10 protein-coding genes are annotated in these 14096 nt (G+C 44.5%); 8 read left to right on the top strand and 2 right to left on the bottom strand.

The genetic code is table 11. The annotated features are described in order from the left end of the window. Positions 1-100: 100 nt before the first annotated feature. Positions 101-913, bottom strand: coding sequence for an AraC family transcriptional regulator (locus tag R7P80_RS10505; protein ID WP_017634534.1), 813 nt, complete (start codon positions 911-913; stop codon positions 101-103). Positions 914-1885: 972 nt separating this feature from the next. Here R7P80_RS10505 and R7P80_RS10500 point away from each other — a divergent pair. Next, positions 1886-2605 (top strand): PAS domain-containing protein, encoded by a 720-nt coding sequence (locus tag R7P80_RS10500; protein WP_017820063.1) that lies wholly within the window; start codon positions 1886-1888, stop codon positions 2603-2605. 73 nt (positions 2606-2678) lie between these two features. Here R7P80_RS10500 and pdxH read toward each other — a convergent pair whose 3' ends face one another. Further along, a complete protein-coding gene (gene pdxH, locus R7P80_RS10495; protein WP_005374570.1) occupies positions 2679-3314 on the bottom strand; it encodes a pyridoxamine 5'-phosphate oxidase in 636 nt (211 codons plus the stop codon). A gap of 115 nt (positions 3315-3429) precedes the next feature. Between pdxH and R7P80_RS10490 the strand changes: the two genes are divergently transcribed. From R7P80_RS10490 to R7P80_RS10460, 7 genes are all read left to right on the top strand, one after another. Continuing rightward, complete coding sequence (locus R7P80_RS10490) at positions 3430-5304, top strand: sensor histidine kinase (RefSeq protein WP_017634535.1); 1875 nt, start codon at positions 3430-3432, stop codon at positions 5302-5304. Next, on the top strand, positions 5297-6520 hold the full coding sequence (locus R7P80_RS10485; protein ID WP_005383565.1) for a sigma-54-dependent transcriptional regulator: 1224 nt from the start codon (positions 5297-5299) through the stop codon (positions 6518-6520). Before R7P80_RS10490 ends, R7P80_RS10485 begins: the two co-directional genes overlap by 8 nt. 173 nt (positions 6521-6693) lie before the next feature. Next, positions 6694-8085: an HlyD family type I secretion periplasmic adaptor subunit gene (locus tag R7P80_RS10480; protein ID WP_005374562.1), complete on the top strand. Its 1392-nt coding sequence runs from the start codon at positions 6694-6696 to the stop codon at positions 8083-8085. Between the two features lie 114 nt (positions 8086-8199). Further along, positions 8200-8883 (top strand): transglutaminase-like cysteine peptidase, encoded by a 684-nt coding sequence (locus R7P80_RS10475; protein WP_005374561.1) that lies wholly within the window; start codon positions 8200-8202, stop codon positions 8881-8883. Between the two features lie 5 nt (positions 8884-8888). Next, complete coding sequence (locus R7P80_RS10470) at positions 8889-10802, top strand: EAL domain-containing protein (RefSeq protein ID WP_005383568.1); 1914 nt, start codon at positions 8889-8891, stop codon at positions 10800-10802. Between the two features lie 15 nt (positions 10803-10817). After that, complete coding sequence (locus R7P80_RS10465) at positions 10818-12932, top strand: type I secretion system permease/ATPase (RefSeq protein ID WP_005374556.1); 2115 nt, start codon at positions 10818-10820, stop codon at positions 12930-12932. A 493-nt stretch (positions 12933-13425) separates the two neighbouring features. Next, positions 13426-14019 (top strand): mechanosensitive ion channel family protein, encoded by a 594-nt coding sequence (locus R7P80_RS10460; protein ID WP_017820061.1) that lies wholly within the window; start codon positions 13426-13428, stop codon positions 14017-14019. The last annotated feature ends 77 nt before the right edge of the window (positions 14020-14096 follow it).

The raw sequence follows: 14096 nt of genomic DNA, 5'->3' as shown, positions 1-14096 counted from the left end.
AAAAACGAGAGATAGATCACATGAATAAAACATAAAAAAACCATGCATAGTGCATGGCTTTATTCTAATTTGATGATTATTTGACCTAAAAAACGCGTTGTTATCCAACTTGTTTTTTATAACGGGAAGGTGATATTCCCTGTAAGCGAGTAAAAGTATGAGTAAAAGTACTCTGGCTTGAGAAGCCAGTAAACTCGGCAATTTGCCCTAAAGAAAGGTGACCTTGCTCGATTAATTCACGAGCCATGTCGATTCGCTTTCCGAGAACATATTGATGAGGTGTAATCCCCATCTGCTCTTTAAACAAGCAATGGAACTGACTTTCCCCAAGAAACACTCGCCCGGCCAATTGAGCCACACTAATCTTATGACTCAGGTGCTGCTCAATGTAACGATCAATCGCCTCCAAATCAAAGCGCGACTCTTTTCGACTGGTCTCAAATGCCGAGATATGGCGCTGCATTAACGCAATCACAGTGTCGTTACACGCACGACTTAACAGCAGGTCATCCGGATGGTTTCGCATTTCCTGAACCAACATCTGTATCAGCTTCTGAATTTGACTATCTAACTGGAAGTAGACATGGTCTCTCTCCAGGTTATTGATTTTTTGAAGCATTTCAGGATCATCATTTGTCGGTTTGGGCATATTCAGCACCAAAATATCCGATTGATTGATGACGCCACCGAAAGCATGATCAGAGCATGCGGTGACCACACAACCTTGACCAGGGCCGACAAGATTACCTCGCCCGCGCACTTCAAATTCGGCTTGCCCTTTTAAACCAATCACGATCTGCGTATAAGAATGATCGTGGCAATCCATATAAGACGGAAGTGTGATCAGCTCCGCCGGCTTTGGCGGCATAATCTCTTGATATGAAAGGATTTTTTGGTTATCTGAGTCACTCATTTTAAACAATCGTCTTTACACGGTCAGCTTACGTCTTCGCATCATATACCTTCTTTGTTGGGTTGCAACTTTTACCCAACTCAATCGACAAGATCAAATCAGCATGATCAAGTTCATTTACATGATCATAGTTCCGGAACGATGATCATGCGAGGTTAATTTACGGTCAGTGAGCAACCAATTTTATTAACAAAAACGGATAGATAGGCAACACCTTACGTATACATAATCAATCAATGTAAAGATCCTTATTACCGAACAATCTGTTATTTTGTAAAACACCGTGCTCCATATTAGATAACTCGTCCCTGAAACGGATCGAAACCCACTCTTAAACTCAACATAGAGGGATTTCCCCCCTTACTAATATGCCTCTGATTCAATACATTAGTTATCGAGCTTTAAGATGCATACGATCTAAAGCTCTCGGTATCTCATTGATACCTCTAACTTACTTAGCAGACCCTCGCTAGGTAATTTAGAACCTCTTCTACACGTCGACAAGATTATATCTTGTGTTGCCAGCCCGTCTTCAGGCTGGCTTTTTTTTCGCTTCTCAACAATGAAAACAATGGCATAAGCTGATATCATAGCTTTTGTCTCACTGTCCCTCTCATATGCTTAGGTGCTGCTCTTTCACTCACAAGTGATATGAACGTCAACCACATTACAACTGAGTTGTAGGAAGCATGATCAAGGACGATACGAGTTGTAAGCCGAACATTAGGCGGACATCCGTGAGCGCACATATCTGTAATGAAACAGACCATTTTCCCAATTAAACTCTTCGTTCCATTTCGTCGTTGTCAATGACTACCTGACGAAAACATCGAACACCACGAATTTAATTGGATTGAGCGCCAATCAACGAACGTGTTCTAGCAACGTAACTGCCTACTTGGCAACATCAATACGAGCCATGTAACACGGACGTCTATGTATTGGTAAAAGCAGTATGTAGTGAGTCCTTTTGTGAATATTTCAGTCGATACCATAGAACAATCCCTCCTTAAACAGCTACCAGGTTGTTGGGGATGCAAAGATAAAGATTCGGTATTCCTATACGTAAACCAGGAATACGCAGAACTGTTAGGGCACACGTCGCCCGAGGAGTGCTTGGGTAAAACTGATTTTGATATGGCCAGCCCAACCACTGAATGCGCGCAAGAATTTCAACGCCAAGATAAACACGTTCTCGAAACTGGCGAGTCACTAAAAATTCTGGATATCCACCCTTATCCAGATGGCCGCTGGCGAGCACATATATTTACTAAAACACCGTGGCGAGATGACAAAGGCGACATCGTAGGCACCATTTTCTACGGAAGGGAACTCACCGACACCGCCGTGATTGAAGTCGGGTATTGGGTTTGTCGTGCAATCAGTACCAACCCAAATCAACAATCCATCTTTCGTTTCTCTGACTTACAACCAAAACCAGAGAAGCTCACATGCCGCGAGCAAGAAACGCTTTTCCTCTTGCTCTATGGCAAAAAGCCTCAATTTATCTCTCAGGTCATGGGCATATCAACAAAAACCGTTGAAGGTCACGTCGCACGCTTACGTAATAAGTTTGCAGCGAACAGCAAGAACGAGCTAATAGATAAAGCAATGGAAGCAGGCTACGGCTCTGTTGTACCCAAAACGCTGCTTAAGCATCAATTATCGGTTGTGTTGAATGGAGAGCGATAATTCGCATCGCTTCTACCTACAAAAACACCGCCCCAATTCGGCGGTGTTTGTTTATTCATGAGGGACCATAAGCCTATGGCGCTAGACGATCAATGTCCCAACTTCCATCATGTTGGGAGAAAAGAAAACGATCGTGAAGGCGATGTTCGCCACCTTGCCAAAATTCGATGCTCTTTGGTTTTACGCGAAAGCCACCCCAAAAGGTTGGTACTGGTATTTCACCCTTAGCAAACTTCTGTTTTAGCTCTAAAAACTTACCTTCCAACACACCTCTGGCAGAAATACGGCTACTTTGTTTGCTCGCGATTGCGGCCAACTGGCTCTCTTTAGGACGAGAAGTAAAGTATTTCATATTCTCTACGGCGGTAAGCTTTTCAGCCACACCAGTAATATGAACTTGGCGCTCTAACGGATGCCAAGGGAAGTGCAAACTAATATTGCTGTTATGCTCTAGCTGCTGGGCCTTGCGACTGCCTAGGTTGGTGTAAAACACAAAACCATCTTTGTCGACGTTTTTCAATAGAACAATGCGTTGAAACGGCATGCCATTTTCATCAACCGTTGCAACTGTCATCGCAGTCGGGTCCGTTAAACCCGCTTCAACTGCTTGCTCTAGCCACAGATTAAATTGATCAATAGGATCAGCTTTCAAATCTTTACGACGCAGCCCACCTTTGGTGTACTCACGACGAATATCAGCAAGTTCCATCTTTACTCCTTCACTCGTTTTTGTCGATTGTGCTCCCGATACTGAGGAAATACAAGGACATCATTGTGCTTGTTATCGTTGCCGCTCACAGCATCACAGTGCGTCATTTGATACCATGACACAAAAAACCAGTGAGCCGATCGTGAACTTACTCAACCCCAAAGCCCTACGTCATTTTTTACTGCTACTGTGTGCCGTCGGCATTTCAGGGCTTGCGCTTACTCATCATTACGCAACTCAATACCAACATGATCAATGGCAACAAAAGCTAGAGAGACAAGCCGCGCAAGTGTCACAAGAAGTGGACTACGAACTGGCAAAGTTTGAACAGATACCAAACCTATTAAGTCACGACCCAAGACTACTCAAAGCAGTAGAGCGCGGAACGCCCTCTCAAGAGCTCAACCTACTGTTATCAGATTGGTTGAAGCAAAGTTTGGCCGATACGATTTACGTTCATGACCGCACCGGGTTAGTCATAGCCTCAAGTAACTTTCAGCAAGAAGATACGTTTGTTGGCTCTAGCTTTAGCTATCGCCCCTATTTTAAAAATGCGCGACGCGGTGAGCCCGCTCAATATGTTGGATTAGGCGTGCGCTCGAATAAACGTGGGTACTTCTTCTCATCTCCGCTGTGGGTAAATGAGGAAGTCGTTGGCGTGATCACAGTAAAAGTGAACTTGGAGCAATTAGAACAGCGCCTTTCGCAAACCACGACTGACGTACTCATTACAGATAAACACAATGTCGTGTTTATGAGCAATTTACCAGACTGGCGCTATCGTGCACTTTTCCCACTGTCATCGAGTGCAATAAATGAACTTACCGAAACGCGTCAATATGGCGATACCTTACCCGAATATTTTGGTGAGTTAACGGCACACAGTGGTGTCACGGAGTTTGATGACAATCAATTGCTTCTATCACCGAATTACCTCGCATACGCAACACACTTATTGGATAAAGGGTTTCGCGTCGTTGCCTTAATTAACCACAACAGCGTTCTTGCCGCCGTTTTACAGGCCGATATCGTCTTCCTGATCTTATATGCGCTCATTGCTCTAATTGCGTTAGCGTGGTTCCAAACCCTAGTTAACAAAGCACGCCTTGCCCATCTCAATGTGAGCCTAGAAGAAAAAGTAGTGCAACGGACACTAGTTCTGAGTGAAGCCAACCAAAAACTACAACAGACCATCCGCCAATATGAGCAAAGCCAACAAGAGCTTAAACAAACACAACAAGAACTGACGCAAGCCGCGAAATTGGCATTGTTGGGCGAGCTATCAGCCAGTATTAATCATGAGATAAATCAGCCACTTTCCGCACTAAGAACCTATACCGAAAACTCGCAGCGTTTGTTGGCAATGGAAAAATACCCAATGGTCGCCGACAATTTGGGCAAAATGCTGACACTTAATGACACCATTTCGGAAGTCATTGCCCGCTTAAAAGTCTTTACTCGGAAAGCCACGCACGATTCACACAATGAAATCTCAGTACTGCACGACGCGGTACATACTGCCACCAGCATTTTGAGCAACAAGCTTATTAAGCAAGGAGTAACACTAAAAGTTCCGGCCATCGACTATGATGTGAAGCTGGCCATTCACAGCGTTGAATTAGAACAAGTGCTGATCAATCTCTTCCACAACGCGGCACAAGCGATGGAAAACCACTGTATCGATCCGCAAATATCCATTGCTGTTCAGTGTCATGATGACAGTTGCGACATTCTTGTTTCCGATAACGGGCCAGGGATGTCAGACGAAGCCCTAGCAAAAGTGTTCGACCCATTTTTTACGACTAAGCCGGAGGGTCTTGGATTAGGTTTAACAATCTCCAAGCGGATTATAGAGAGCTATCACGGCTCCCTCTGTGCCTATAAACATCAGAACACAGAACAACAAGCAGGAGGCATGACCTTTATCGTGACGCTACCAATAGTCAATCAGAATAAACGTACCCCAGAAGTGGAAAACGACCATGAATAACCCAGTTTTCTTTGTTGATGACGAACCACACATTCGTGATGCCGTGTCTCAAGCCCTGCTGATTGAAGGGATAGACGTCACCTGCTTACCAAACGCAGTAGAAGCCTTACGCGTAATCGACTCAAATACACCTGCGATTATCATTACCGATATCCATATGCCCGTGATGGATGGCTTGGAGTTTATGCGAACTTTGCGAAGCAAAAACGATCACTTTCAATTCATCGTACTTACTGGACATGGAGATGTGAAAACCGCGGTAGATGCGATGAAAAGCGGCGCGTACGACTTTCTAGAAAAACCGTTTTCAACGGAACAGCTCATGAAATCGCTCAACAATGCCAGCGATAAACTGAACTTGTTGCAAGAAAACATCTGGCTTAAGAAAGAGCTCGACATGCAAACTCATGTTGGTCCGAAAATGATTGGTCACAGTAAGGCCATGGTTAGTATTCGTCGCGCCTTGATCAGTGCGCCTACAAGCCAGCCGCTCATTTTTGTAGGTCAAGATGGTACAGGTCGCCGGCTCGCCGCACAATTTGCCCACGACATACATGCAACACCGGATAGTGAGCTAATCGCCGCTTCTGGTGAAGACCTCTATGAGCTTTCATTAGAAGCGCTCGACAAAGCCATACACCGCTTAAGTGAAGGAAAACGCCACTGCAGTTTGTACTTACATAGCGCAGAGCATGTATCATTTGAGCAATGGGAATACTTGTTCAAGCACCCAAAACTTGAACGTGTTTTTGGCGCGACCACCCAAGCCGAGCCACCTCTAAAATCCCTGGCGACTCTAATTCACTTACCGACGCTCGATGAAAGAAAGGAAGATATAGGGCCTTTATACAAGCACTTTGTGCGCCACACAGCGAGTCGATATCAGTTACAGCCGCCACATATCAGCCTAGAAGAGGTCAAACACCTCACCAGTCTCGAGTGGCCAGAAAACGTTAAGCAGCTACGCCAATTTGCTGAACTTCGTGCCCTCAAGCCAGATACTTTTAGAATGGAAGATTGGAACAGTGAGAAAAGTCTTGAAATTCAGAGTATGACTCAGCGCACAGAATACTTTGAATATTGCTTGTTATTCGATGCATTGCAAAGACATCGCGGCAGACTCAAAGAGGTTCAACTAGAATTACAGGTATCACGCAAAACCTTGTACGACAAACTAAAAAAACATCAGTTGGATAAAGCCAAGTTCAAGGCGTAATAGCTATACTCCGGCGCTAATTATGCTTTTGTTTGATTTAGAAAGTGTAAGAAAGCTCATTTGAAGAGAGAATAACCCTCTTCTCATATTTTATTAGCCGAGCATGCTGACATGATCGGTTAATAATAATAAGATCAAAAAGATAATCCGTAATTATATAAGCAGGGACTGTGATGAGCCGAGATAACTACAACAAACTCAACGATGAAGAGTTGGATTTTGTTGATGACAAAACTGCAGCATTGCTCCTCAATACCCCCAACAGCGCGCGTTTTATGCTCTGGGTTATGGTGCTATTTTTCATTGCAGCAATAGGTTGGGCATCTTGGGCTGAAATCGACAAAGTCACGGTTGGTCAAGGCAAAGTGATTCCCTCCTCACAGATACAAGTAGTCCAAAACTTAGAAGGTGGCTTAGTCAAAGAAATCTTGGTCAAAGAAGGTCAGTTGGTTGAAAAAGGCCAACAGTTACTGCTTATCGATGACACCCGCTTTCGCTCAGATTTTCGTGAACGTGAGCAACAAGTTGCCAACCTTACCGCATCTGTGCTGCAACTATCCGCTTCTATTAACAGTGTTGCCGTTAATCGTGATTTTGAAACGGAAAACTGGCGTCAAAGTGTACTACTTGATTACGGTAAACTGACCTTCCCACCAACCTTGGAAGAGACTCGACCTCAACTCACACAGCGTCAAAAAGCAGAATATCGCGAAGATCTAGATAATTTGCGCAACCAACTTTCTGTTATTGACCAACAAGTGCAGCAAAAGCAGCAGGACTTGGTAGAGATCCAAGCGCGAGTAAGGAACTTGCGTCAAAGCTACCAATACGCGAAAAAAGAACTCGATATCACCAAACCTTTGGCAGACGAGGGCGTTGTTCCTCGTATTGAACTGCTCAAATTACAGCGCCAAGTCAACGATACCCGTCGTGAAATGACGTCCAGTGAGCTCAAGATTCCCGTATTGCAATCAGCGATTCGAGAATCCATGCTCAACCGTATTGATGTTGCACTCAAATTCCGCTCTGAACAGCAAGAGAAACTCAACAGCGCCCAAGACCAGTTATCTGCTTTGGTTGAATCAGCGGTGGGCTTGGAAGATAGAGTAAACCGAACGGTTGTGAATTCGCCAGTAACAGGCAAAATCAAAACACTGAACATCAATACTGTCGGTGGTGTTATCCAACCTGGTATGGATATCGTCGAGATCGTACCAACAGAAGACACACTATTGGTAGAGGCGAAAATTGCGCCAAAAGACATCGCATTTTTACGCCCAGATCTTCATGCTATCGTGAAATTTACAGCTTACGACTTCACAAAGTACGGCGGTTTAGAGGGAGAGTTGGAACATATCAGCGCGGATACCACTCAAGATGAAGAAGGCAACAGCTTCTACATTGTTCGTGTACGCACCGAAAAAACAAACTTTGGTCAAGATGCAGATTTACCAATCATTCCAGGAATGACAGCATCGGTCGATATCATCACAGGGAAGCGAACCGTTTTGGAATATCTACTTAAACCGATTTTAAGTGCCAAAACGAACGCCTTGAAGGAGTAAACCACATTAAGGTACTCGCGATAGGGAGTATTGAGCGATAAGTGATTAAATAAAAAGCACTTATTTCTCACTGACGAACTCTCTAGAAGAGTATACTTGTGATACGAGTCGAATATGCGATCCAATTTGCAGCGTAAAGTTACATTATTAATCAGCTTAAGTTGTTTGTCGTTCCAACTTGGTGCGCTGAACAGTAAAGAACAACGATGGGTCAATACGGTCACAGCGGTGTACGGCGAACGTGCGGGATTGCGCGTAAATACATGGCGAAAGAACCTCGACTTATTTAAACAATTAGAGACTCATGAACAGCTCGCTGGCGTTAACGACTTTTTTAATCAGCTGTATTTCGTTGACGACATAAAACTGTGGGGAAAGACAGATTATTGGGCTACGCCACTCGAATTTTTAGGGAGTAACGCAGGAGACTGTGAAGATTTCACTATTGCTAAGTACTTCTCTTTACTCGAGCTAGGAATACCAGATTCAAAGATGCGGTTAATATACGTAAAAGCCATCGAACTGAATCAGTTTCACATGGTATTAGCTTACTACCCTACCCCAAGTTCTGAGCCGCTCATTCTCGATAATATCAATCCTGACATTGTCCGAGCCTCTAAGCGTAGCGACTTGCTACCGATATACAGTTTTAATGGTACAAACCTGTGGTTGATGAAGTCATCTGCTAGCACTGGAGAGCTGGCAGGGAAAGCATCACGGTTGAGCCTTTGGAATGACTTACGCTCGCGCGAACGTAAGTTGCAGTTAAATAAACCTAAAATTAACTATGACGAGTGAGAAACATGACCCTATATAAGAAGCTTGTGGTGGGGATGGTTACGGTCTTTATACTCTTGTTGGCATCAGTATTCGTAATCCAATTCAACACGACTCGAGACAGCTTGGAGCAACAGCAACGTTCAGAGGTCAACAACACTATTAACACCGTAGGTTTGGCATTGGCTCCTTACCTAAAGGACAAAGATAAAGTCGCGGTTGAGTCCGTGATTAATGCTCTATTTGACGGCAGCACCTACTCAGTTGTTCGTCTTACAGCATTAGATTCTGACTACCAGATCGTGCGTACTTACCCAGTTAAACCAAGTACGGTGCCACAATGGTTTATCGACATGAATCTATTTAAAGCGATTCACGATAAGCGTGTTGTGACCAGTGGTTGGATGCAGCTCGCCGAAGTAGAAATCATTAGCCACCCAGGCGCAGCTTACGAGCAGCTCTGGCAAGGTTTTATTGGCTTGCTGTCTGTATTCAGTGTCATTTTTCTAGCTGGTTTAGTGGCAATTTCATACATCCTACGTCGCTCGCTAAAACCATTAACGGCCATCGTAAATAAAATGCATGAAATCGCGAATAACCAATTTGGTGAACCGCTTGCTCGTCCAAGAACCAAAGATCTTATCGCGGTGGTAGATGGCATTAACATGATGTCTGCTCAAATCGAGCTATCATTCAAAGAGCAAGCCAAAGAGGCGCAACGTCTGCGTGCTCAGGCTTACCTCGACCCTATATCTAAATTGGGTAACCGCTCATTCTACATCAACCAAATTGACCAATGGCTTGCAGAGCAAACGCAAGGGGGTATCGCGCTACTCCATGCTGAATACATTGGGGACATTTACGAGACCAAAGATTACCAACGCGCAGATGCCCACGTTAAAGAACTGTCTCAACGTTTGAAAAACACCATTGATGTACCGGGTGCCACTATTGCTCGCTTGTCTAGTGATGAGTTCGGCTTGCTTTTCCCTCATATGGATGAGAGCGAGTTACGCATTTTATCGGACAGCATCGTCAATTGTGTGAACGGCCTAAATACTGACCCAACAGGCTTAGCAAAACCTAAAGCGTCACTAGGGGTTGCACACAGCAAAGATCAGAAAACGCGCTCTGAAATCCTCTCGATGGTGGACAACGCACTATCGAAAGCCAAAGCGCAACCAGACAAGCCATACGGCTTCATTGGCAGTGATACACCTTCTAGTTTGATGGGTAAACAGCAATGGAAAGCGTTGGTTGAAGAAGCCATTCACAGTGATTGGGTTAAATTCCGTTTCCAAGCTGCGAAAAACACATGGGGTAAAGTATTCCACAACGAAGTATTTTCAAGCATCGAAAAAGATGGTGAAACGTATCGTGCGAATCAATACCTATTCGCACTAGAACAGTTAGACGCCACCAACATCTTTGACCAGTATGTCATTGAATCAATGATTAAGATGCTAGAAAGTGGTGAACTTAATGACCCAGTCGCGATTAACATCGCGCAAAGCAGCTTATCTCAACCATCGTTTATTCGCTGGACAACTAGCATGCTAGAGAAACACGCCAAAGTGGCCTCTAAGCTACATTTTGAAATTCCAGAGGAATGCTTTATCGATCAGCCTCACCACACAGCACTGTTATGTAATGCCATTCGCCAATCAGGTGCTGAGTTCGGCGTAGATAACTACGGACGTAACTTCCAATCTTTGGAATACATCCAAGAGTTCCGCCCGAACTATGTGAAGCTCGATTACCTATTCACACACAACTTGCACGACGAAAAACAGAAATTCACGCTAACGTCGATCTCTCGTACTGCCCACAACCTTGGTATTACGACTATCGCATCGCGTATCGAAACTCAAATCCAGTTGGATTTCCTCACTGAACACTTTGTTGAGGTATTCCAAGGATTCATCGTCGACAAGGAATAAAAAGGTTTATCAACGATGAAAGACCCTTTACTGAATTCGCTCATCTACGTTAGCCGTTACTATGGGTTAGCTAACTCGCCAGAAGCGCTAGTCAACGGACTACCGCTATCTGACGGTAAACTGACCCCATTTTTGCTACCAAGAGCAGCGGAAAGGGCCGGATTGGTTGCCAAGGAAAACCGCGCAGAGCTGGAGAGCATCTCCAGCCTAATTCTGCCGGCAATCTTAGTTCTTAAAGGCGGTGACTCTTGCGTTCTCAACAGCATCAATATGGAGAAACGCGAGGCCGAAGTCACCACCCTAGAAAGTGGAATGGTGCCGATCTCTATTCCATTAGAAGACCTACTTGAGCAATACACTGGTCGGTACTTTTTAGTTAAAAAGCAATTCCGTTTCGATGAGCGCTCTCCCGAAGTGCTCAAAACCAACGAAGGCCACTGGTTCTGGTCCACCTTGTGGCAGTCAAAACGCATCTACCGTGATGTTTTAATCGCATCACTTCTCATCAACCTCTTTGCGGTTGCCGCTCCGCTATTCACTCGCTTGGTGTACGACAAAGTGGTTCCGAATCTTGCGTTTGAAACCCTATGGGTACTAGCAAGTGGCATCTTTGTCGTGTTCCTGTTCGACTTCATTCTCAAGTCGCTGAGAAATTACTTCATTGATGTGGCGGGCAAGAAGTCTGACATTCTGATTTCATCCAAACTGTTCAGCAAAGTGATGGGGATTAGAATGGAATCGAAGCCGCCTTCGGTCGGTGCCTTCGCTCGCCATTTACAAGAATTCGAATCTATTCGAGAGTTTTTTACTTCAGCGACCGTCAGTGCTCTCATTGATTTGCCTTTTGCCATTTTGTTCTTAGTGATTATATGGCTAATGGCTGGCGATCTTGTGTATGTACCGATGGTGGGCGTGGTCATTTTGATTATTCACTCGCTACTGATACAAGGGCCGCTGCGCCGCTCCATTGAGGAGGGTTCACGCCTAGCATCGCAAAAATATGCCAATTTGATAGAGAGCTTGGCTGGGTTAGAAACCGTAAAAATGCTCAGTGCGCAAAGCCAATTCCAATACCGCTGGGAAGAGGCAGTTGCGCACATGGCGAACTGGAATATAAAAAGCCGCCGAATTACGGATAGCATTCAAAACGCAGCAGGTTTTGTGCAGCAAAGTAGTAACGTAGGGATGATCATCCTAGGCGTTTACTTGATTGCAGAGGGCGACTTAACCATGGGTGGTTTGATTGCCGCAACCATGCTTAGCGGCCGCGCGATAGGTCCTTTGGTTCAGTTATCCTTACTCTCTACGCGCTACAACCAAGCGAAGTCTTCTATGACAATTATCAATCAAGTCATGGAAATGCCGGATGAACAAGAAGAAGGTAAACGTTACATTCACCGTCCAATAGTACAAGGCAAAATTGAACTTGAACGCGTGACCTTCCACTACCCAGATTCACCGGTGGCGTCGATTCGAGATTTGAGCTTGACCATTAACCCAGGCGAAAAAGTAGCGATCATAGGCCGTATCGGTTCGGGTAAAACCACGTTAGAGCGTCTCATCATGGGCTTGTATCAGCCGACGGAAGGTCATGTTCGCATTGATGATACCGACATCGCACAACTGCATCATGTCGACATTCGCCGTAATATTGGTTGTGTGCCGCAAGATTCGAATCTGTTCTTTGGTTCTATCCGCGACAACATTACGCTAGGTCGCCCATTAACCGATGACCGTGACGTACTAGACGCAGCGAATCGTGCCGGTGTTACTGCGTTTACGCAATCTGACCCAGCGGGCTTAGAACGCCAAGTTGGTGAAGGTGGTGCAATGCTTTCGGGTGGTCAACGTCAAGCAGTCACGATCGCTCGTGCATTTTTGGGTCGTCCTCCTGTTCTACTCATGGATGAACCAACCAGTGCGATGGATAACCGCTCAGAGATGCACATTAAGCATCAATTAGCACAGTTGAAACCTAGTGAAACGCTGATTCTGATTACGCATAAAACGTCTATGCTCGACATCGTTGATCGCGTAATTGTGATGGAAAAAGGCAGCATCATTGCAGATGGTCCTAAAGCGCAAGTGCTGAACGATTTGAAACAAGGCAAAGTGCGTGCGGTTAGCTAGCCTGAATTCACATTGATAAAAGACAAGGGCCCCGTTTAACTTGTGTTTAACGGGGCTTATTTTATTGGGAGCCCAAGATAATTAAGTTCTTCAAGCGCGACCCAAACGAGTACAAGGCCAACAATCACGAATAAAATCATAATCGCCTTTTCATCTTCTTCCATTTTTCAACGCCCTAAAAGCTATTTCAATTAATACACCTTAGGTTATCAGGACAAAAGTCATATTCAGCTCGTTTATAAGGAACTAGCGTCATAGAATGTCGGATATGGGATACAGCTCAAAGATTGCTCTTTTCAAAATCACGTCAGCTTTGGTTGAATATAAGTAGTAAAGCCAAAGAGTTCGCAATGCTCACTAAGTCTTTGATTAACCAATATAGTACTCTGTGGTACCTCAACACAGAGACAAATGGTGTAAAGAAAAATTGTGATTACTTACAGCAAAAAATCAGCTATAAAAGCCGCTTTCTAGATATCGTCGAGATGAAGAAATGAATGATTGGATCCAATTAGAGCAAGTGAGCCAGTATTTCACTACGGGCTCCCTCGGTTACAAACTATTGATGGGCATTTTTGTCCTGATCGCGTATCGCATCCTGAAGAGGATTGTAAATAGAGCCATTCTAAATTTGGCAACAACGAAAGGTGTAAAAAAGGCTCGTTTGAGTTTTATTCAGCGCTGTTTCAATGTCGCGCTGCTATTTTTGACCGCCTCTATTTTTGCCATTATCACAGGTATTGGCTATGGCGATGTGTCTTTGTTCCTATCGTCCATTTTTGCCGTATTAGGTGTGGCGTTTATTGCGCAGTGGTCAATTCTGAGCAACATCACTGCCAGCTTTTTGATCTTTTTTGTCTTCCCGTACCGAGTGGGTGACCGAATTAAAGTCGTAGACAAAGATGAAGACATCTGCGGTGAGATTCAAGAAATCAGCATGTTTCACGTGTTAATTAAGCACGACAACGGAAACTTGATCACTTACCCAAACAACCAGATTTTGCAAAAAGCGGTACTAAAGCTGGCGAAAAACAAGCCAGAGCCAAGTAAAGCCAAATCTCGAATTTATACTCGCAGAAAGAAATAATGACCCGTCCTGATATGGGTTGACACTTTTTAACTAAAACGCTCGATGTACTTCATCGGGCGTTTTGTATTTTAAAG

Source organism: Vibrio sp. 2092, assembly GCF_033339635.1.
GTDB lineage: Bacteria > Pseudomonadota > Gammaproteobacteria > Enterobacterales > Vibrionaceae > Vibrio > Vibrio alginolyticus.
The sequence above is the reverse complement of the archived record's forward strand: the minus strand, read 5'-3'. Positions and strand labels throughout refer to the sequence as shown.

What these genes read in the sequence shown, in the direction of transcription:
- R7P80_RS10505 (WP_017634534.1), bottom strand. Translation starts at nt 913, where the DNA reads ATGAGTGACTCAGATAACCAAAAAATCCTTTCATATCAAGAGATTATG.
- pdxH (WP_005374570.1), bottom strand. Translation starts at nt 3,314, where the DNA reads ATGGAACTTGCTGATATTCGTCGTGAGTACACCAAAGGTGGGCTGCGT.
- R7P80_RS10490 (WP_017634535.1), top strand. Translation starts at nt 3,430, where the DNA reads ATGACACAAAAAACCAGTGAGCCGATCGTGAACTTACTCAACCCCAAA.
- R7P80_RS10485 (WP_005383565.1), top strand. Translation starts at nt 5,297, where the DNA reads ATGAATAACCCAGTTTTCTTTGTTGATGACGAACCACACATTCGTGAT.
- R7P80_RS10480 (WP_005374562.1), top strand. Translation starts at nt 6,694, where the DNA reads ATGAGCCGAGATAACTACAACAAACTCAACGATGAAGAGTTGGATTTT.
- R7P80_RS10475 (WP_005374561.1), top strand. Translation starts at nt 8,200, where the DNA reads ATGCGATCCAATTTGCAGCGTAAAGTTACATTATTAATCAGCTTAAGT.
- R7P80_RS10470 (WP_005383568.1), top strand. Translation starts at nt 8,889, where the DNA reads ATGACCCTATATAAGAAGCTTGTGGTGGGGATGGTTACGGTCTTTATA.
- R7P80_RS10465 (WP_005374556.1), top strand. Translation starts at nt 10,818, where the DNA reads ATGAAAGACCCTTTACTGAATTCGCTCATCTACGTTAGCCGTTACTAT.
- R7P80_RS10460 (WP_017820061.1), top strand. Translation starts at nt 13,426, where the DNA reads ATGAATGATTGGATCCAATTAGAGCAAGTGAGCCAGTATTTCACTACG.